The 21,200-nt window shown below is 45.7% G+C and carries 19 protein-coding genes; 7 read left to right on the top strand and 12 right to left on the bottom strand.

Features of this window, described 5'->3' with window-relative positions; all coding sequences use genetic code 11:
• The first annotated feature begins 87 nt into the window (after positions 1–87).
• The gene (locus FC26_RS09375) at positions 88–1,164 is read left to right on the top strand and encodes a DNA glycosylase AlkZ-like family protein (RefSeq protein WP_057779956.1); all 1,077 of its coding nucleotides are present in this window, start codon (positions 88–90) and stop codon (positions 1,162–1,164) included.
• Positions 1,165–1,222: 58 nt separating this feature from the next.
• Here FC26_RS09375 and FC26_RS09370 read toward each other — a convergent pair whose 3' ends face one another.
• Positions 1,223–1,867 (bottom strand): DUF1648 domain-containing protein, encoded by a 645-nt coding sequence (locus tag FC26_RS09370; protein ID WP_057779951.1) that lies wholly within the window; start codon positions 1,865–1,867, stop codon positions 1,223–1,225.
• Complete coding sequence (locus FC26_RS09365) at positions 1,854–2,132, bottom strand: autorepressor SdpR family transcription factor (protein ID WP_057779949.1); 279 nt, start codon at positions 2,130–2,132, stop codon at positions 1,854–1,856. Before FC26_RS09365 ends, FC26_RS09370 begins: the two co-directional genes overlap by 14 nt.
• 175 nt (positions 2,133–2,307) lie before the next feature.
• On the opposite strand from FC26_RS09365, the gene FC26_RS09360 reads away from it, so the two are divergent.
• The 3 genes from FC26_RS09360 to FC26_RS09350 all read left to right on the top strand — a co-directional run bounded on the left by FC26_RS09360 (position 2,308) and on the right by FC26_RS09350 (position 7,832).
• A complete protein-coding gene (locus FC26_RS09360) occupies positions 2,308–2,643 on the top strand; it encodes an ArsR/SmtB family transcription factor (RefSeq protein WP_057779947.1) in 336 nt (111 codons plus the stop codon).
• Between the two features lie 63 nt (positions 2,644–2,706).
• The gene (locus FC26_RS09355) at positions 2,707–4,257 is read left to right on the top strand and encodes an MFS transporter (RefSeq protein ID WP_057779945.1); all 1,551 of its coding nucleotides are present in this window, start codon (positions 2,707–2,709) and stop codon (positions 4,255–4,257) included.
• Positions 4,258–4,412: 155 nt separating this feature from the next.
• Complete coding sequence (locus FC26_RS09350) at positions 4,413–7,832, top strand: DEAD/DEAH box helicase (protein ID WP_057779942.1); 3,420 nt, start codon at positions 4,413–4,415, stop codon at positions 7,830–7,832.
• A 43-nt stretch (positions 7,833–7,875) separates the two neighbouring features.
• On the opposite strand, the gene sufB is transcribed toward FC26_RS09350, so the two are convergent.
• The gene (sufB, locus tag FC26_RS09345; RefSeq protein ID WP_057779940.1) at positions 7,876–9,279 is read right to left on the bottom strand and encodes a Fe-S cluster assembly protein SufB; all 1,404 of its coding nucleotides are present in this window, start codon (positions 9,277–9,279) and stop codon (positions 7,876–7,878) included.
• Between the two features lie 357 nt (positions 9,280–9,636).
• On the opposite strand from sufB, the gene FC26_RS09340 reads away from it, so the two are divergent.
• A complete protein-coding gene (locus FC26_RS09340) occupies positions 9,637–10,755 on the top strand; it encodes a GGDEF domain-containing protein (protein WP_057779938.1) in 1,119 nt (372 codons plus the stop codon).
• 35 nt (positions 10,756–10,790) lie between these two features.
• Here the strand turns inward: FC26_RS09340 and pepI are convergent, their stop codons facing one another.
• From pepI to FC26_RS09310, 6 genes are all read right to left on the bottom strand, one after another.
• Positions 10,791–11,669: a proline iminopeptidase gene (gene pepI, locus FC26_RS09335; RefSeq protein WP_057779936.1), complete on the bottom strand. Its 879-nt coding sequence runs from the start codon at positions 11,667–11,669 to the stop codon at positions 10,791–10,793.
• A gap of 82 nt (positions 11,670–11,751) precedes the next feature.
• Positions 11,752–13,728 (bottom strand): elongation factor G, encoded by a 1,977-nt coding sequence (locus FC26_RS09330; protein WP_057779933.1) that lies wholly within the window; start codon positions 13,726–13,728, stop codon positions 11,752–11,754.
• 175 nt (positions 13,729–13,903) lie between these two features.
• A complete protein-coding gene (locus tag FC26_RS09325; protein ID WP_057779931.1) occupies positions 13,904–14,569 on the bottom strand; it encodes a CatA-like O-acetyltransferase in 666 nt (221 codons plus the stop codon).
• Position 14,570: 1 nt separating this feature from the next.
• Positions 14,571–14,936 carry a GIY-YIG nuclease family protein gene (locus FC26_RS09320; protein ID WP_057779929.1) on the bottom strand — a complete coding sequence of 122 codons (366 nt, stop codon included), beginning with the start codon at positions 14,934–14,936 and terminating at the stop codon, positions 14,571–14,573.
• Between the two features lie 11 nt (positions 14,937–14,947).
• Positions 14,948–15,646, bottom strand: coding sequence for a DUF2087 domain-containing protein (locus tag FC26_RS09315; RefSeq protein ID WP_057779927.1), 699 nt, complete (start codon positions 15,644–15,646; stop codon positions 14,948–14,950).
• Between the two features lie 134 nt (positions 15,647–15,780).
• Positions 15,781–16,317, bottom strand: coding sequence for a phenolic acid decarboxylase (locus FC26_RS09310; protein WP_057780314.1), 537 nt, complete (start codon positions 16,315–16,317; stop codon positions 15,781–15,783).
• Positions 16,318–16,438: 121 nt separating this feature from the next.
• Between FC26_RS09310 and FC26_RS09305 the strand changes: the two genes are divergently transcribed.
• Entirely contained in the window at positions 16,439–16,975 is a 537-nt protein-coding gene (locus tag FC26_RS09305) for a PadR family transcriptional regulator (RefSeq protein WP_057779925.1), read from the top strand.
• A gap of 69 nt (positions 16,976–17,044) precedes the next feature.
• On the opposite strand, the gene FC26_RS09300 is transcribed toward FC26_RS09305, so the two are convergent.
• On the bottom strand, positions 17,045–17,812 hold the full coding sequence (locus FC26_RS09300; protein WP_057779924.1) for a Cof-type HAD-IIB family hydrolase: 768 nt from the start codon (positions 17,810–17,812) through the stop codon (positions 17,045–17,047).
• A gap of 104 nt (positions 17,813–17,916) precedes the next feature.
• The gene (locus FC26_RS09295) at positions 17,917–18,489 is read right to left on the bottom strand and encodes a uracil-DNA glycosylase family protein (RefSeq protein ID WP_057779923.1); all 573 of its coding nucleotides are present in this window, start codon (positions 18,487–18,489) and stop codon (positions 17,917–17,919) included.
• A gap of 214 nt (positions 18,490–18,703) precedes the next feature.
• Between FC26_RS09295 and FC26_RS09290 the strand changes: the two genes are divergently transcribed.
• Positions 18,704–19,888, top strand: coding sequence for an MFS transporter (locus FC26_RS09290; RefSeq protein WP_057779920.1), 1,185 nt, complete (start codon positions 18,704–18,706; stop codon positions 19,886–19,888).
• A 245-nt stretch (positions 19,889–20,133) separates the two neighbouring features.
• Here FC26_RS09290 and FC26_RS09285 read toward each other — a convergent pair whose 3' ends face one another.
• On the bottom strand, positions 20,134–20,982 hold the full coding sequence (locus FC26_RS09285; RefSeq protein WP_057779919.1) for a GRP family sugar transporter: 849 nt from the start codon (positions 20,980–20,982) through the stop codon (positions 20,134–20,136).
• Positions 20,983–21,200 lie beyond the last annotated feature (218 nt).

Genomic DNA, 21,200 nt, shown 5'->3' with positions numbered 1-21,200 from the left:
TGGCTCAATTTTTATCTATGATCGTCCCCGTCACCATCAACGGCCGTGCTATACTATGAGCACTAATTCTCCCGAAAGGACACCTCCATGACACCATCTGAACTCTTCTTACTACGCCTAGATCATCAAGGCAAGTTTCAGCCGACCGATCACATCGCCCAACTCCTAACCACAACGATCGGAATGCAGGCGCAACAACCACGTCAAACAGAGGTTGGCATCGCCTTGCGTACCCTGCACGCCACCGTGGCCGATTTACAACAGACTTACCAACGCCAACCCGTTGTCCGGAGCTGGGCGCAACGTTGGACCCACCAACTCTTGACCTACACGGACTGGGAAATGGTTATTGCCGCACGGTCACACGAACAGCTACCGACTGCCTACTACCTTGGACAAAAACAGTTGATTCTTGACCTAGCCACGGATCTCCAAGCCTACCTTTCGCAACAGACACTGCTCACCAAAGCGGAGGTTAACGCCTTTTTAGACGATGCTACCAAGGAACCACTAGCCAATCAGCTCCGCTACGCCATCTTACAAACGATTACGAATCGGGGCGGTGCCTACTTTGATCCGGCTTCCAGCACCACGAAGTATGTCATTCACGCGGCTACGCCAAGCGGGCTATCACCCACTGCCGCACTTGAACAACTGATTCCGCGCTACGTCGCCGGATTTGGTCCCGTTGAAATGGCCGATTTTGTCAAATGGGCCGGCATTCGCGCCGCCCTCGTACGCCCTGTCTGGGAGCGGTTGAAATCGCAGTGGGTGCCCATTGACTACCACGGATATCGCCTCTACATGACCGAACCAGTCTCAGCCACCCACCTCGCCGAGTTGGTCGATCAAAGTACGGATCAACTGCTCCTAACAAGTGGTTATGATACCACCATGACCGGCTACGTGGACAAACAGTGGCTCGTAACGCCCGAGCACCAGTCTGATTTATGGACCCTGAATGGCATTCTCAACCCCATCATGATTATCAACGGGCAAGTTGCTGGTACCTGGAAATTTCAGTTTAAGGGTCGCAAGATTAATTTCACCCTTTTCCCCTGGCACCCCCTCACAGCAACTCAGCAACAACGGATAAGTGCCTCCTTCACCCACATTGCACAATTTTTTAACCAGACTGTGGGCGATATATCAACACAACTGTAACTAATTGTGTTTACAAAAAACGGACGCCCCCATAATATCGGGGACGTCCGTTTAATAATTACGACGAAATTCGGCGACTCTTGTACCAACTATATAAGGAAAGACCCAAAATCCAGCCAATCACGAGCACCAGACAAATGGCCGAAACTAGTGGCGCAAAAAAGAGGGTCACAATCATTAAAATACCACCAACCACAAAGGCGTATCCGAGTTGGCGGCTCATTTTGCGCCAGAGATCACGATCGTTGATCCGGGGATGGGGATGACTAACATACCACTGACTTTCCACTGGAACCGTTGGAAAATAATTCCCAAGGGCAATAAACACCAGCCCAATCAGTAACAAGATAATGCGCCGAATATCGGTTACTGCACCGAGACTAAACTGAATCGTCACGATGTACACCACCACGCTGATCACGGGGACGATACTATAAACGACGCGTTCCAATCGTGGGGCCGGGGGCTGCGTTTTGGTTTTAGCAGCCGTAATGAGAACGCAAATCCATTGCAACGCAAGCAGTAAAATCGGGAGCCCAAACAGGACAAACGGCTTGGCCGCCCACTGGTCGGGTTGATTATTGATATTAAAATGAATCGCCATTCTGGCAGGTAACTCATCATACAGACTGAGCCCGTACAAAATAGGAGCTAAAATAATCACACTGGTGATGGTTAGTACACGCCATTTATTTGCTCTCATCGTCATGCCCTCCTAAGCTATAAATCCAACCGAGTACCTCTTCAAACACACTCGTATTTAAATCGTAGTAAATAAAATTTTTCTCGTGCCGTTCCGTGATCAGTCCGGCTTCCTTCAGGAGTTTTAAATGGTAGGAAACGGTCGCCTGCTTGAGATCAAACTGTGTCGCAAGCTCCCCCGCCGAATAACTCCGCGTCTTCAATAGTTCCAAAATTCGTCGTCGCACCGGATCTGCAATTGCCTTGAGCGTCGTTCCCATTGCCATACGGTTACCCCTCCTATTTAGAATATTTTCTAAATAGATTATAGCATGCTATTGATCGTGACGGCAAACCTATTTAGATATTTTTCAATATAGGTTATCAAAAATACGCAAATAACTTCGATTTCAAATTGACATATGCATGTAAAAGCACATATAATACTCACAGGTGATGCAGATGAAACCACAATATAATCCAGCGGACTGTCAAAAACTCATCGAGGAAAAAATTGATATTCCCTTTTTCCGTGCTGTTTTTGATCCGGTTCGAAGTAATTTAATCGTCTTTTTGGCCAGCAATGGCGAAATGACCATTGGCGCGATTGCCGAAAATTTTCCGCAAAATCGATCCGTTATTTCTCGCCATCTCGATATGCTCCATCGCTTTGGGGCAGTTGAACGGCGCAAAGACGGCCGCGAAGTTTACTATCAAGTCAACGTCGAATTCGTTGCGGATAAGTTTTCGGTGACCGCCGATAACATGAAAGCACTGATGTCCCTCAACCGGAAATGAGTGCTCTTTTCTTGGACTATATGTGCATTCGGACGCACTAAAGAATACAAAGGAGTCTTACCTATGCAATCAACTTCAAAAAAATGGTGGGTACTGGGAACTGTCAGTCTCGCTGTCTTCATGGCGATGCTCGATATCACCATCGTCAATGTCGCCCTGCCGGATATTCAAAGCGATTTGAATGTCAAATTCACCACCCTGCAGTGGGTTCTCAACGCCTACACCCTCGTCTACGCTGTCATGCTTCTCCCAATTTCAAAGCTTGGTGATATTTGGGGGCGTAAATTGGTTTTCATTATTGGCCTGCTGATTTTTGCGGTTGGCTCTCTAGCCAGTGGCCTTGCCACAGATGGCCTTTGGCTTAATATTTTTCGGGGCTTTCAAGGGATCGGGGGCGCCGCAATGATGTCACTCTCCCTCACCATTGTGACGGCAGCCTTCCCTGCTAAGCAACGGGGCGCGGCCCTTGGCATCTGGAGTAGTGCAGTCGGGTTAGCCGTCGCGGCCGGCCCACTAATTGGCGGATCACTGGTCGCCGCGTTTGGTTGGCGTTCCATCTTCCTAGTTAACCTTCCAATTGGAGCTCTAGCAGTAATCTGTGGTATTTTCGTGATCACTGACACGCAGCACCAACAAAATGAAAAGCTCGACTGGTGGGGCATGCTGCTGAGCATCATCATGATCTTTGGCGCAATTCTTGCACTGATTACTAAGGAAAATCACACCTCGTACGACTGGACCAATTGGCATATCGCCAGCTTATTTGCCCTCGCCGTGGTGGCCCTTATCCTATTTATCATCGTTGAAACACGCACACAACAGCCAATGATGAAATTAAAACTGTTCCGGTCGCTTTCATTTGTCGGCGCCAACATTGCAGCTTTTACGCTGGGAGCCGGCCTTTACGGAGGCTTCACCTACCTCATTATTTTGATGCAAAACTACATGGGCTATTCTGCGTTTGAAACCGGGGTGCGCATGCTGTGGATTAGTGGCTTTGCCCTTGTCGTCGGACCGGTGGCAGGAATTCTCGCCGGCAAGTTTGGTAATCGGTGGCTGATCACCATTGCCATGCTAATCGGGGCCGCGGGAGTGCTTACTATCGATCACCTCGTTCAGGTTCCCTTCAAGTGGACGGCTTTGATCATCGGTTTTGTTCTGCTTGGAATTAGTAACGCCCTTGTCAGTCCTCCCATTTCCAATGCCGTCATGGGCGCGGTGGCTGCCGAAGACACGGGAATGGCATCAGGAATTTTAAACGTTTTCCGTCAGGTCGGCATTTCCTTTGGGGTCGTCATTTTAGGGCTTCGATTAACCGCCGGCTATAACCAGCATCTTTCGACCCATTTATTGAAAATTAACGGTCTTCCTGCACAGTACGGTCACCAACTATTACATCTTTTCAAAAAGGCCGGTGCGTATGCCGGAAACCAAATTTTTGATAATAAACAAGCGCTCGTCTTTAAACAGCTCCCCATCTTTGGTGACGTGAAACACGTGGTTTACACAGCCTTTAAAGTCGGCATGCAAGATACGCTAATGACAATCGCCATCTTAATGATTATCGGTGCTGCAGCCAGCGCGATTCTTATTCGAGATCATAAAACGCACTAATTTTAACGGACGGTGGGCTCACTCACGGTCCGTTTGTGTTTCACCACCCGCAAATGTTTCACGTGAAACACCATTACTAGTGCCCATCCGTACCCTTGAGCTTCCCAAATGTGTTAAACTTTTCCTATTAACTAACAAGCGGGGAATCAATCATAATGGCGAAAAGAATTATGCCAAGCATCATGTGGACACGGGGAAAAAAGATCGCGCAAGAGGGCAACGTCCGCATTGATTACATTAACAACCAAAGTCGGGCGGTTGAGGCAACCGTGTTCGGCACTAGCCCTTACGGTGTCACGGTTGGCGTGGATGCCGACAACGATTTTTGTGAGTGTCCCTATTTTCCCGATCATGGCTACTGTAAGCACATCGCGGCAGTTGTCCGGCTACTCAAATCACAGCACCGCCCAATCGAAAAACTCTTTCAAGAAGTCGATCTATTTGATAACTTTCAAGAAAAATTTCCCAGTGACTACGTCGACACCAGTCGGCAGTTTGAACAACAACTTTTGGCACATCCCGAATTCGCTCAGTACCTCTACCGACACAAAGAAGACTACAACCGGCTCCGTGCTGACCCAGACGCATGGCCGACTTATTTCACCAATCCAGCCAACATCAAACTGGTTGATGACACTCCTGACGTTGGATTCGCGGCCCCTAAGATAGCTCGCCACCGGGAACAAAAATCAAGCGGCATTCAATTTTTAGAACAGCTTGATCTCCCTGAAGTACAATACTTCCAGCCCCTCGACGGCGGGAGTCTTCGGCCACTAGAACTCGAAGTGACCTTGACCATTAGCGCATATGGTGAGGCATGGGGAAACCAGGAAAATCGCTTCTTTATACGCTTGCGCGTGGCCGATCAAGCCGACCATAAGTTTTACATGGTCGCAAACGCCACCGAATTTTTGCAGAGTTACGCCCGCGAAGAAACCTACCAGACGTCGGGTAAACGGCGCTTCCGTCTTTCACCCAAGGTATTTCCGGAAGCGGAGCAGCAACTTCTCTCAGCGCTGACAGCGAGTCAGGAAATCGAACCGCAAAAATTTAACGGCTCCGAAAACGAGCGCCGTAAACATTTGCTTCTCAATCCGGGAACGCTAGCACGGTTGGCGCAACTCATTCCTAAGTTAACCACCTTTGAATTTAGTTCGTTATACGACGAGCATTCATTTAGTGACGTCCAGGTCGTCCCGTTCAAGCCCGATAACTCTATTTTCGAAGCCACCGTTGACCAAACCGATGACGGATTTGATCTTTCGTTCCGCCAAGAATACGATACCGTTGTTCCGGCCGATCGAATCATCATCGTCGGCAATCAGTTCTACCAAGCAACCGCACTTCAATTTGGGGTCATCAGCAATCTGCTACTTCATGGTAGTTCAATGGGCGCTCTGGGCTATGAATATGACAGTCAACTCGAAAATACCCATCTCCATTTCACGAATCTGGAAATCGGCAGTCTGCATCATTTTCTCAAATATTTCGCTCAAATTGGCCGGATTAATGCCCCCGCGGAAATGGCGGAAGCCACCATGGAGCCCCATTTTGACCTCGATAAAGACGATCAAACGATCGTGCTCAAGCTGGCTTACGATTACGATGGCAAACTGGTGCCGAGCTATGACGCGGATCAACTCGATAGCCAACAACGCAATATTGATAAAGAACAACAGGCCCGACAGTACCTCGAATCTCTGGGATTCATACAGGTCGGTCGGGACTGGCGCAAAGCCTTTGCGGATCCCGAAACACTCTACCAATTTTTCGTTGCCGAATTACCCAATCTCCGGCTCAACGGGGTGGTAACTACCTCAGACGAACTCGACCAGTTACTCCAAGACGGAGCAGCGCTGACACCACAAATTAACGTGAGTGAAAACGGGGGCCTGCTATCGGTTAACTTCTCGTTTACCGGGATTGATGAAACCGAAGTTGATCAGATTTTGAACCAACTCGATACGAATCGGCCATACGTTACCCGCGCTGATGGCTCACTCGTCTTACTCGACGATCGGCTGCAAAAAGTCAGCAAAGCCCTCACTAATATTCGTGCTCAGGGTCAAATTAGCCACGGTCAGGTACACCTTCACGCCGCCCAGGCACTAGCCGTTCAGGCTGCGCTGAATGATACGGCGGAATTCGACGCTCAGTTTCAAAAGCTCACCCATGATCTCGCCCATCCCGAAGCATTCGACATCCGTCATGAACGCCCTGTCAACGCGACGCTCCGGCCGTACCAGATTACCGGGGTAAAATGGCTTGAAATGCTTGATTCACACGGTTTTGGTGGTATTTTGGCTGACGAAATGGGACTGGGAAAAACGCTCCAGATGATTACTTTCTTGAATAATCATCTTAGCGACCAGCGTGTTGACCTGATTATTTCACCGGCTTCGCTAATTTATAACTGGCTCGAAGAGTTCAAAAAATTCGCCCCCGCCATTCGGGTTGCGGTCGTCGACGGTACCAAGGAAGATCGCCGGCAACTGATTCAAGACCCCACGATCGAGGTTCTTATTACGAGCTATAACAGTGCTCGTCGTGATATCGATTTGTACGAACACCGGGATCTGAATTACATGGTGCTAGACGAGGCCCAGTTCGTCAAAAACGGGGGTACGAAAACCAACCAAAGTCTTCGTAAGTTAACCCCTAAAAATACATTTGCCCTTTCTGGGACTCCCATTGAAAATCGGGCGGAAGAACTGTGGTCAATTTTTGCCTTAGTGATGCCCGGACTCTTACAAAGTAAAAAGGCCTTTAAAAAATTATCCCCCGCCGAAATTGCGGTGCGGGTCAAACCATTTATCCTGCGGCGTGAAAAGCAAACCGTCCTTCACGATCTGCCACCAAAGGTTGAAACGAACCTCACAAACGAGATGACAAAGGAACAGAAGACGGTGTATTTGGCGCAATTGAAACAGATGCAGGTTAAAGTCCGCGGCCTCTCAAACGACGGGTTTGTCAAAAACAAGATTGAAATTTTAGCGGGGCTTACACGCCTGCGGCAAATTTGTGACACCCCCGCCCTCTACATGGACGACTACCAAGAAACCTCTGGTAAGCTGGAGCAACTCGATGAAATTCTCCGGCAGGCGGTCGATAGTGAGCGGCACGTGCTAATTTTCTCGCAGTTTACCAGCATGCTCGATATTATCGAGCAGCATCTTCACCAAAACGACCTCTCCGCTTACGTTTTAAAGGGCGATACCAAGCCCAAGGATCGGTTGCAAATGGTGGATGCCTTTAATGCAGGGCAGAAAAACATCTTCTTAATTTCGCTAAAAGCTGGTGGTACGGGACTAAACTTAACCGGCGCCGACCTCGTAATTTTAGTCGACCTCTGGTGGAATCCCGCAGTGGAAGACCAAGCCACGGCGCGGGCACACCGGATCGGACAGAAGAATCAAGTTGATGTTTATCGACTGATCACTAAGGGGACTATTGAAGAACAAATTTACAAATTACAGGAAAAGAAACGTGATTTCGTCGATCAAGTTCTCAGTGGTACCGAAAATAAGGGCTCACTAACGGACGATGAAATTAAATTAATATTAGGAATTCAGTAACTAAAATGGACCACGCATCTCTGCGTGGTCCATTTTAGTTGTCTTATCCAATTGATCCTTCCATTTCATACCCAATCAAACGATTCAATTCGATGGCATACTCCATTGGCAACTCCTTCGTAAAGGGTTCAATGAAGCTCATGACGATCATTTCCGTGGCTTTCGCTTCCGAAATGCCCCGGCTCATCAGATAGTATAGTTGCTCTTCCGAAATTTTTGAAACCTTCGCCTCATGTTCCAGCGAAACATTATCACTCTTAATCTCGTTAAACGGTACCGTATCACTCGACGATTGATCATCCATGATGATCGTGTCGCACTCAACGTGGGCAAACGAGCCGTCCGATCCCTTATTAAAACGGACCTTACCGCGATAGTCCACCGCACCGCCATCCTTCGAAATCGATTTTGAAACCACCGATGACGACGTGTTCTTGGCATTATGAATCATCTGACCCCCAGTATCGGAATCAATGTTCTTACCAGCCACGGCAATCGACAGCATAGTGCCCCGGGCCCCCTGTCCGTTCAGGTAAACAGATGGGTACTTCATCGTGACTTTCGACCCAAAATTACCATCAACCCATTCCATAACCCCATTTTCTAGTGCTTGGGCACGCTTAGTCTCCAAACTATAAACGTTATTCGACCAATTTTGAATCGTCGTGTACCGGCAGTAGGCATTGGGCAAAACGTTCACTTCAACCACGGCCGCGTGCAGATTATCGCGACTATAGATCGATGCGCTACAACCTTCAACATACTCGATATGGGCCCCTTCGTCGACGATGATTAGTGTTCGTTCGAACTGCCCCGATCCTTCGGTATTCATCCGGTAATAAGACTGCAACGGTCGATCAAGCGTCACACCCTTAGGCACATAGATAAAGCTTCCTCCCGACCACACGGCCGCGTTTAGCGCCGCAAATTTATTATTCGTGGGCTTCACCAACTTGCCAAACCACTGTTTGAAAAGATCTGGATACTCCTTCAGCGCCGAATCGATGTCAGTAAAAATAATGCCCTTTTCTTCAAACATTTCCCGCATATGATGATACACAACTTCGGATTCGTACTGCACGGCCGACCCACTCAGATATTGGCGTTCGGTTTCTGGAATGCCAATTCGATCAAAGGTTTCCCGCACATCATCGGGCACCTCATCCCAGTCTCCGTATGTTTTGTCGGTCATTTTTTGATAGTACTTCATGTTTTCAAGGTCTAGTCCATCTAGGTCCGGACCGTACGACGGCATCGGCATCTTTTCGTAAACGTGAAAAGCTGCTAATCGGTACTCCAGCATCCATTCGGGCTCGTCTTTTTCGCGAGAAATTTGACGAACCACGTCTTCGGTAAGCCCCCGATTGGTGGTAAAAACTGGGTCAATATCATCATGAAACCCAAACTCATATGGGCGATCATCTAAAATTTCCTTTAATTCAGTCATTTTTTCACAATTCCTTTCGTGATCTGTGACAGTCACAAAATATGTACGCGCAGAACTTAATTTAATATGTAATGAAAAAGATTATTTTAAACTCGCTAGTTAACTTATTGGCCCCCAGCCTCCAATCTTATAGTCTATTAATTTATTAGAATTAGATTAAATTATAACGCTTTAAAACTTGATTTGACAATTAATAATACTAATTTTATATACTTCTGTTCATTCTCATTGTGCACTCATTTATAGCATTTCATCATTAATGATGCCGTGGTGGTTGACGATACGTATAAACTAGCTGATACTAATCATGTTTAGCTGGCGATAACAAAGGGGGCGTTTCCTATAATTATAAATTTTATGAGTGATATTTTTTTAACGATTATCAGCACTTTAGGCTTTATGACGGTGTACAACCAAATTGATGCGGGAACGCGCAAAAATATGGCGGAGAAGAAAAGTTTAAGCGCCGTTCGTCGTAATACCCCGCAAATTATTTATATTTGCCTCATATTACTGCTGCTCCGAATCCTGCATTCCAACGCCCCCGTCGATACTTTCTGGGTCTTTATTAACCTGCAAGTTATCATTATGGTGTACAGTACCATCCTTGTGCCCACCCTCGCAGGATTTATTGTCGTGCAACTCTTTGGCACCCTCATGTTCATCTCAGATGGTGCAATGACCTGGATAACGACCCCGATCTATCTACTAACCATGATTATTGTTTATAATATTCGCTGGTACCAAAGCTACCTAAAAAAACACCCCTTTTTCTACTTAGGACTTCCGATTATCGTTGGCACCCTATTTTGGGCAGTCGCCTACCACATGGCCGGCCAGCATGCATTATCAGTTAGCGGTACCTGCGTTAACTTGTTTGCCTTTATCTGGTCCTATCTCGCATTGCTTGATTACGATCAATACCAACAAAAAGATCAGCGAATACTCGCTAAGCTAAATCATGAAGTTCAGTATGATGGTCTCACCCAAGCTCGTAATTGGCCCATGTTTCAATACGATTTCAATGAACATTATGCTCGGTTAGCTAAATCTCCCAACCTGGTTCTCATCACACTAGATATTGACCACTTCAAATCAATTAACGATCAATACGGCCACCTAGCTGGTAATCAAGTGCTCATAACCATCTCGACAAGAGTCCAGCACTACCTTCAAAGTCAAAATTTAAACTATCAATTTTATCGAACGGGTGGTGAAGAATTTGCCATCATCTTACCAGATACCAAACGGATACGGGCGGAAGAAATTCTCTTTGGCTGTCAAAAGGTCATTCGTGATACTCAGGTTCAACAAGACGATACCGTTATTCGAATTACCGCTTCCTTTGGGATGGCAGTCGCTCGTAGTAAAGACGGTAGCTCAACTGCCGTCTTCAAACGCGCTGACCATTATTTATACCAGTCTAAGCATCACGGTCGCGACTGCGTCACCATTGAAGGCCAGTCCATTAAATAGTAAAACCTCAGAATCAACCGATTCTGAGGCTTTTTTTAATCATTATCATGGAGCCACTGATCAAGCACGCCAATGAACTCATCGTGTTGGTCAAGTAACGCCAAGTGCCGACTATTAGCGAATAGGTGCCACTTAGCGCCTGGAATATGATCATATACGGATTTCGCAACCAGTGGTGTACACAAATCATCAGTCCCACTTGTGACCAATGTTGGGACGTGAATCTTGTGCAATTGATCCGTCACGTCAAAGTCACTAATTGTTCCATTTTCAGTAAATTCATTTGGCCCTTCCGCAATCAGGCTTGCCCGCTTGCCATTCGTGGGCCGCCGCAATGGTTCTGGTGAATTTTCATCTGGATCATCCCAGCAGTACCGTTCCATGTACCGGTCGTTAGCAGCCAAGTACTTGGGACCACTAAAGTTACCCGTCCGCTCAGCTTCCGCGATCGCTTCTCGATCCTCGTAGCTTAGATACGAAATTAATCGATGCTGTTCCTGCGTCCATAGCTTGATTGAAGCCGGAGAACCATCAATCATCACGCTCTTGATTCCCTGTGGATCAAATTCGGTCAGGTAATACATTTCCAGCATTCCACCCCAAGACTGCCCCAGCATATGAACCTCGTCTAGGTGTAAATATTGACGCAATGCAATCAATTCATTCGCCCAGGTTTCCTTTACATAAACGACTGGATCGTCAGGTAGTGACGATTTACCGCAGCCAACCTGATCATACATAATCAGTTGCCGACCCGTTTCAGCATAGTCATCCATTAATTCAAAGTAGTTATGTGATGATCCCGGGCCACCATGAATCAGTAACAGAGGTGCCTTATCAGGATTCGGTTCACCAACAATCCGGTAGTATGTCTGAAAGCCGTGAAACGGCATGTAGCCTTCTTCAATTTTCACTAATCATCAAGTCCTTTGACAAAATATAAGTTCTTAATCAATGGTACGCTTCCTAACCCGAAGTACAAGCGGACATTTACACCTAATTCATATGTGCCAATTGATCGGCCGTATAAACATAGGGTAGATGAGCCGCCGCTGGTACTTGATCCCATGCCACCGGATAGCCAGCGCCATGGGCACAAAAAACTGAATCTGGTGTATTTTCAAGGTCGGATACGGGCTGGTAGTCCGCGGCCGCAATCACATCAGCCGCATTATGGCAGGGTCGGTACCCATCGACCAAACATTCTAACTGGCCTTGACCGTGCGTATAAGCATGGACTTCTTGCGCATAATCTTGCATTTCCGCCACCGGTGCCGTCCCCGTCAATACCACCATGGCCTGATTGGTGGCTCCAGCAGCTGGTGTTTCAAAAGTCCCGGTCATTTTTTGAATATCATTCATGGCTCGTCCAACTTGATCGGCACCAATTTCTAGCCGGAACTGGTACCAGGGTTCCAACAGTTGGCACTGATCACTGGCACGCCGCATCATCAATCCCTGACGAACCGCACGCCATGTGGCCTCACGAAAATCACCACCCTCGGAGTGTTTGATATGTGATCGCCCCGTCACCAACGTCATCTTCATGTCGGTAATCGGTGCTCCCGTTAACACCCCAATATGCTCTTTAGCCTTTAGACTAGCCAAAACTTGGTGTTGCCAGTTTTTACCCAGTACATCGACGCTACAATTGGTTGCGAAAGAAACCCCGCTATTCGCTGGCTGTGACTCCAGCAATAGATGAACTTCTGAATAATGACGTAACGGTTCAAAGTGTCCCACGCCTTCGACCGCCGCAGTAATGGTTTCTTTATACAGTATGCTGCCTTCCCCAAAACCGATCTCCAGATTAAAGCGATCCCGTAATCGTTGTTGTAAAATCTCTAACTGCACGGTTCCCATAATCTGAACTCGAATCTCCTGTAAGTGACTCGACCAAGAAACGTGTAGCTGTGGGTCTTCATCCTCTAATTCGCGCAGTGCATCTAAGCAGGCATGAATATCATAGTCCTTAGGATCTACCGCATAGTTTAAAACTGGCTGCATCATCGGCCGTGCTGCATCGGTTTCAGCACCTATTCCCTGTCCCGGATATGTATCCGTCAGGCCGGTAATTGCACAAACACCACCTGTCGGTATTTCCTGGGAAATAATATATTTTGCGCCATTGTATACTCGCAGTTGATTGGCCTTTTGATCATCCAGCAGAACTGCCTTATTGTGTAGCGTCCCACCAGTCACTCGTACCCATGTAAGTCGTTCTCCCTTATCATCGTGTGAAATTTTAAAAACGCGGGCACCAAACGTTGCCGTCGTCGGCATTTCCGTTGTCCAATCAGCCAGTCCCGTCATCAACGCCTTCACTCCTGAGAGTTTAAGTGCTGAACCAAAGTAACATGGAAATACTTGTCGCTTTCGAATCAGTGCTTGAATCACATTGTCGGCCAGCGTCCCAGTTTCCAAGAAAGCTTCTAACACCGTTTCATCTTGTAGCGCCATTTCTTCATACGACGCGGCCGGAATTGTCGATTCCTGTTCAGTGGTGTTAAAGCTAATGCAGCCAGCCGAAAGCTCCGTTTGCAATTGGGCCATAACTTGAGCTGCGTCGGCCCCGTTGGCATCCATTTTATTAACAAAAATCATGGTAGGGACTTGATAGCGCGCTAGTAGCCGCCAAATCGTCCTTGTATAGCCTTGAATACCATCCGTCGCGGAAATGACTAAAATGGCATAATCTAAGACACTAAGGACTGACTCTGTTTGAGCCGCAAAATCCACGTGTCCCGGCGTATCTAACATGGTTAGATCAAGATCATCGTATTGTAAGCTTGCTTGATGGGAAAAGATCGTAATGCCACGCTGCTTCTCTAAATCATCTGGATCTAGAAAGGCGTCACCCTTATCAACTCGTCCCAGTTTTCGCAATTGTCCCGAATGATACAGCATCGCTTCTGACAATGTCGTTTTACCGGCATCGACATGGGCCACAATCCCAACTGTGATATGTTTCATTTTTATGCCTCCGTATTGGTTATATCACCATTCTAGGCAAAACCAAGCCCACAATCAACGAAATGATCGTGGGCTTGGTAGGATTACTTGGTAACTTCAATTTTATGCGTCACAGAAATTTATCACTATAATGATGGAAATGATTCACCTAGACGCGAATACGAAATAATTTTCTTTAAGCTTCTATCGTGATCCACTGCTCAGGTTGCGCAAAGGCCGTCTTCAATCGATTCAAATATTGACTAACATGATAGCCGTCTGCGACGGCATGATGGATCGTAAACGATAATGGCATCATTTTGCGACCATCGATTTCCTTAAACTGTCCCGATTGAATAATCGGAAAGTAAGTCTTTAGTGGCTGCAAAGGTAACGGTGTATAGCTGTTAAACGAAAGCCACGGAATCGTCCCGATCATAAAACTATTAACTGGCGCTGGATCAGACTGCACCATTGCGCCGTGTTGGTCATGATACTGATCCGTTGTCGCCATATAGCGATCGTAAAACGTTTGATACTGATCACTAAACATTACCCATAGATTGGAAATGCTATGATCGTCGGCATGAAAAAGGCTAAAACTGGGATGTAGTTGCTCGTACTGCACAACTTGACCATCTCGCTCGCCAATCAAAAATTCTGGTTGATCCTTGAGTAATCGGGTTGTGATATATAGATAACTGGGGAAAAATTTTAAATGACGGGTTTTTAAATATTGATAGGTATTGGTAACATCGATGTCAATCGTAATTGAGTATGCAGTTGGCATCATTTTAGTGAAATAATAAAAATAATCACGTCGATTCCAGGTATTGAGATCAAGCACCTTAAAATTATCCATTTTAATTCCTTTCAAGCGGTCGTTTATTATAGCCACGTTCACCGAATGGTTGCAATTTTAGCAACCATTCCCGTTTTAATTGCTTCAGTTCGTCATGCATATTCATGACATCATCGTTTTCTTTTTTCCATAAAATTTGAAACGAGAACTGATCTGCTCCCAGTTCATTCCAATCACGTTGTAAGGGCGTGTTTCGATAGAAATTTTTATTCAAATTTGTCTGGTAAAAAAACCACCGATTTTTAATATTGGGAACCGTATCAATAAAAATCTTACCGTTTTGTCGGTTTGTAATTTGAATCACCCCATAATATGTTGGAGCCACTTTATAAGCTTGCATCAATTCTTTTTTTCGCTGTGCATCCATCATGTAATCTCCTAAAAAATTCGCCAATACTGCGTACCATCTGGTGTCCGTGCCATGAATCCGTAATCAACCAAGTACCGTCTGACAATTGCATAATCAAAGTAAATTGGTTGAATCAATTGGTCAATTTCTGCTTCGGAATATCGATAATCGCGGGCCACTTCTTCAATAATTCGATGTAGAATTGCCACGATCTTTTTCTCACCATTCGGCCATTGACTTAACCGCAAGGTACCAGTCGTAAACTTGAAATACTTTTTTGTGATCGCCGCATACTCAGCCTCAGTAATTGCGAATCGATCATCAATAATCTCAGTAGTCGGTGGAATTGGCAGCAATCGATCTGCACTACTATCCGCAAAAAAAGTTTTCTCAAAGGTCGCCAAATAGTACTTAGCCTGTTTAGCTCGTTCACGAAACGTAAATTTTTGGTGTCGAATAGTAGACGGACTTAGCTGTAGTTCTTCTGCAATCTCCTTATCTCGTTTTCCCGCCGCAAAAAGTGTAAAAAGTCGTTGTTGCTTATCCGTCAGTGTATTGTACCGGGTCGTATCGTGAACCAAGTCTGCTCCTTGATGCTGGTCAGCAACGTGTTGCTGAATATCCGACAGTAGCCGACACCGATAGTTACAGTAGTTGCAGCAATAGTCGTCTGTTTCAACGTGCCAGCCCTGTTTCAATTCCGCTAACGTCATCGCTAGTAAATCCATTTTCTCACCGTCCACTATGTTTACTAAATTAATAAACATTATACGTGTGTTTACTGATTTAGTAAACAGAAATCTTAACTAGCACACAAAAAAAGTCGCAATCCGATTTCGATTGCGGCCTTTAATTGAAAAAATTAACGATTCAAACGCTTGTAGTTTTCATCGTAGTACTTGCCATTACGAATATCATCTGGCATTGCGTCGTATGGTTCTTCACTAATGACATCATCGTTGTTTTGCCCAGCTTCACCCATGTAGGTGATCTTCGCAAATTCTGGCACAACCAGCTTGGGATAGGTGGCGTACTTTTCACGCGCGTCATGCATCACGTCGATATGTTCATTTTGATAGGTAACCGTAATTTCTGGATGTTCTTCTACCCACTTAGGGAAGAAAATCGTTCCGTGCATCTTACCTTCGTTTGGCAAAAAGTCTAGCGCAACATCCGTTCCGGTTGGTTCCGTCCATGAAATTTTATAGATTCCTTCCGTCAACATAACGATGTCTGCCTTTTGGTCAGTTACCCAACGGCCAGCTACCATGCCGCCATGAATGCGGTAATCAACCGTATGATCATTCTTAGCGTACCATTCATATTCCCAGCCGTTATCGTACGTATAAATGAAGTGAGTTCCTAAAAAATCATCAAGTGTCTTAAACGTTTTATTCATGTTATTCATATCTGCCATATTGGGTTCCTCCTTAATTATGAACATGTAATTAATTACATGTTTTTGTTAACGTGATTATGATATAATGATTTCACCAAAACGTCAAGGGGGAAGTTTCAAAATGGCACAAAAAAATATTTTACAGTTCATCATCCTCGGGTTGATCAATGACCACCCCCAGACCGGCTACGAGCTTACCAAGTCATTTGATAATGATATTGGTGAGTTTTGGTCGGCTAAGCACAGTCAAATCTATCCCCAACTTAAAACACTGGAAGAAAAACAGTATCTCACGCACACCATGGAAGTTAGCGGTGAGAAGTTGGAACGCAAACGGTACTCTATTACGCCGGCCGGCCAACACCTGTTGACGGCTTGGATTGCTGAACCAACCATTAATCAAACTAACGGTAAAGACGAATTTGTTTTAAAACTATATTTTATTCACGATCAAACTGATCCGCGGCTGACAACCATGTTAGAAGAACAACTCCAATACCACACCGAAAAATTAACTCACCTTAAAAATCAACTATCAAAGAAATTTCCCGACGGTGGTGATCCAGCCAACTTTGGCCACTACCTGATTCTTAGTCATGCAGTCAGCCGTGAAACAGAGTACTACGACTGGCTTAACGATGCGTTAAAGCAAATTTGACGTAATTAAAATGGACACCCAATTTAGTTTGGGTGTCCATTTTTGTATGTTTCACGTGAAACATATCATTTATATTAAGTTAAAGTGTCGCAATCCGTTTACAATACCATGATCAATATTATCCGTCGTCACAAATTCAGCCGTTTGCTTCACTTCTGGAAGCCCATTTCCCATTGCGACTGGATGATCAACAAATTGAAGCATGGGAAGATCATTCAACCCATCACCAAAGGCATAGGTTGGTACTTCTGGTTCAAATTCCTGCAATAGACGCTTAATTCCAGATTGCTTCGAAATCTCCTTAGCCACCACATCAACGCTGTAAGGCGTATTGCGGCAAATATTAAACTCCCGCTCAAATGAAGCGTACGCCTCATCATGACCAACGGTACTAATGACCATCATCAAAACATCCTCTTCAGTCACAAATCGAGCCGCATCCGCAGCGGGAAGTGGCGTATTAATGTAATGATAGTTTTGGACTGCGACTTCATTATGCCGACTAATACTGTAAGCATGATCATTCATGACCGATACTGCGTCATCTAGTTGATCTGCTCGTGCAATCAACCGTCGCACTACCTGCTTGTCGATTGGATGCCGATAAATATCACGTCCCTCAAGGTGCACGTTAGCACCATTGCCAGAAACAATCGTATTGATTTGAGTCACCTGTAAAATATCTTTGATTTCATACAGGTTCCGTCCCGTGGCAATGACAGGTAAAATTTGATTTTGCCGGAGCTGCGTCATGGCGGACGCCACTTCTGGTTCAACCTGCGTTTCATTATTTAGCAGTGTCCGATCAAGATCGAAAAAGACAATTCCTCGGTACATGGGAACCTCCTTGTAATGAGTTTAATTGGATTTGTTTCAACTGTTCTATCCTACCGCAATTTACGACCTTCGTCATTGCATATTAGGACACCAGACAGCCAACTTTATAACAAGGCACGAACTTGGGCTTGCAGATCCGGTAGCACATCCGTCATAAACCACGGATGTTGGTTCATCCAACCGTAATTTAACGGTGATGGGTGCACAATCGGAAAGTAGGGGGCATACTCCGAATAGTGTGCAACCGTTTCGGTGAGCGTTTTTTTGCGATTTGGTAGGTAATATTTTTGTGCGTACATCCCAATTAGTAGTGTTAACTGAACGTTGGGCATCAACTCCAAGAGTGGTTGATGCCATTTTTCTGCAAATCCCTTTCGTGGCGGTAAATCGCCACTCTTCCCCTTGCCCGGATAGTAAAAATCTAGTGGGACCACCGCAATTTTACCTGAATGGTAAAACTCATCTTCTGTCACACCCATCCACTCTCGCAACCGGTTGCCGGATGCATCTCGCCAGTATGTTTTCGTTGCCTGTGCCGACCGACTAGGGGCCTGACTGACAATCAAAACACTGGCTTCCTTTTCAAAATGGTATAACGGATCAATTCCCTGCTCCGTAAACTGAGCATTATCTGGATCCCGCCGAATTGCTTCAAAAATTTCTTCGTTCGTCTGCATACAATCCTCCCTCTGATCGTTGTTCGTCAGAATAAATCACCAGAATTATACCATAGCTTACTTTTAACTCTAACGACCACAGATGAAAACGATCAATCACAAATAATTGCTTATCAAATTTATCCGGACAAATTTTTCCTAAACCTTTACTTAAAGCGCAGTTCAAGGTATAAACTAATTAATATATTATTTTTTTAGAATAGGAGTCTTTAATATGGCACCTCGTACTAATCAATTAACCGCGGTCTCAATTCTTAGTCTTTCGTTGCTCACCATGGCGCCCGGCGCTGTTGCAGCCACCGTCCCCGGCATTCTGCAGTCCTTTCCAGGCACCTCACAATCGGTGGCCGAATCTACCATCACCGCAACTTCATTTACAATGGCACTGTTCATTATCATTAGTAGTTTTTTAGTCAAGAAATGGGGCACCCGCAAAATCGTTTTGACCGGTCTTGCGCTTGTCGCAATCTCAACACTTCTAGCAGTTTTTGCCACGAATATTACCGTCCTATTCTATTCACGCATCATCCTTGGAACGGGAATTGGCCTGTTTAACGCCCTCTGCGTCAGTCTCATTGGTTACTTTTACAACGGCCGTGAACGCGAAAAATTATTAGGGTATCAAAATACTTTTCAGGGTCTCGGCGCTGCCGGAGGATCTCTCATCGTTACCGTTCTATTAATGGTCGCTAACTGGCGAATGGCCTACTTGATCTACTTTGTCAGTATCCTTATTTTCGTCCTTTATTTTTTGTTTGTTCCCGAGGTTCAATATGGTACCCCTGCTCAGGAAATAACTGAGCAAGAAACGCCTCAGCATCGATTACAGACCAAAGACGTTGCCAGCTTTTCATACTACTGGCTCATCCTGTTTATAATGATGATTTTCTATGTTACGGTTACCGTGAAAATCACAACTTACGTTCTTGAAAATCATTTTGGTTCACTATCGACCGGTTCGAGTGCCGTTGTCATTATGTCCCTTGGCACAATTGTTGCCGGCACCCTGTACGGTCGAATCTACCATCGATTACAAAAAAACACGCTCTTGCTGGCTATCGTCATCGAGTTACTGGGAGCACTTCTATTAGCCACCGCCCAAAGTGCGTTGGCCTGCATGATTGGTGCCCTCGTGGTCGGTGTCAGTTTTGGTTTCTTTATCCCGTTCATCTTCTCCATTGGTCTTTCGTTTGTTCCTAAAAAATACGGCAACGATGCCACCACGGTAATGATGATGAGCACTAATGCCGCAACATTTTCGTGCCCCTATATTGATAAACTCATGATGGGGACGGGATCAAATCGCCTTCTCTTCACCATTTTTATCTTTTTATTCATTTTCATCGGAATCATTGAATTAGGCAAACACATTCTTACCCATCATTCTCACCTGGCTTAGTTTCACGTGAAACATACTCAAAAAGGCAATGCAGTTATCCGGCTGCATTGCCTTTGCTGTTAGTTGCTATCGGTATTAGGTAGTCATTGCAAAGTGAGTTTCCTGAGTGCCCGTTCACCAGCAGCCTAAGCATACTGCCCGATCCAGAGGCCCGATAGTGTGTGAACATCCCCAACCAAACACGATGCTCACCTGCCATTCAACGATACGGTGCTAGTGGTACCGCTGCGTGACAACCCATTGAATCAAACACTGACCATGATAAAAACACCTGCAATCAGCACAACTAATCCGATACTTGTAATAATTAATTGTCGCCCTGTTTTTTCGTGAAGCACGATTGCCCCAACGATCGTTGCGATGACCACGTTCAGTTGTGTGAGTACAAACGCACTCACCAATCCGTTCATCCGCAGTGAAATCAGATAGGTTGACGACGCGACTGCAAAGACGATTCCGGCCGTAATATTACGCAGCCCCCACCGATCACTGACCGGCAACCGTTTGTGTCCCACGAGATAGGCTAGTAGTCCCCCACAAAACATGCCTAACGCCTGCGGGAAAAAGCCGGCCAAACCATTGGTCGAATGCACGAAGTGGGGAAACCCCGAATAGCTCCAGTACCCCACCGAGGTGAGCAACAAGACGACATAAACGCTCAAATCACTCTTTTTCATCTGCACAAGACCGTTGGAAACGAAGACGCCGGCAATGACTACGAGTAATCCGCCCAGACCAATCAGATTATCTGCCCACCCGTGCCATTCTCCGAATAGCCACGCGCCAATCAACGAATTACCAATCACTTGCAAGGCCGTAGTAACGGGCATAACTGCGCTCACACCTAACCGCATAAAGCTCCAGCATTGACCAACCTGTCCAATATTCCAAAGAAATCCCGATAGGAAGTATAGTAAAAAATCATGAGGTGAAATAGGCAACCGAAAAACTACTTCGATGACGACGGCTGACAGAAAAATCCCAGTCCCGGTTCCTAAAACCTGCTCCAAGAAATTACCACCCGTCAACCGCTTCAGCCATACTGGATAAATCCCCCAAAAAAGGGCTGGAATCAAACCAATTAAAAGTGCCATACGCCCACCTCGCCCATTTTACGTGCTATATTAATTAAGTACGCAAAACCGCTTTCATTTTCGTTTAAAAACCTGATTTCTTTTAATGATGTTCCTAGTATATACTGTAAAATGAAAGCGGTTATTCATAAGTTGCAACTATAAATAGCGATCTAGCAAGGGACCGTCCCGTGAAGAACGGTAAAACTTTCATTTTTCAAATTTTAATTGAGAGGGGT

This window comes from Paucilactobacillus vaccinostercus DSM 20634, from assembly GCF_001436295.1.
GTDB lineage: Bacteria > Bacillota > Bacilli > Lactobacillales > Lactobacillaceae > Paucilactobacillus > Paucilactobacillus vaccinostercus.
This window is presented reverse-complemented; position numbering and strand designations above follow the sequence as displayed.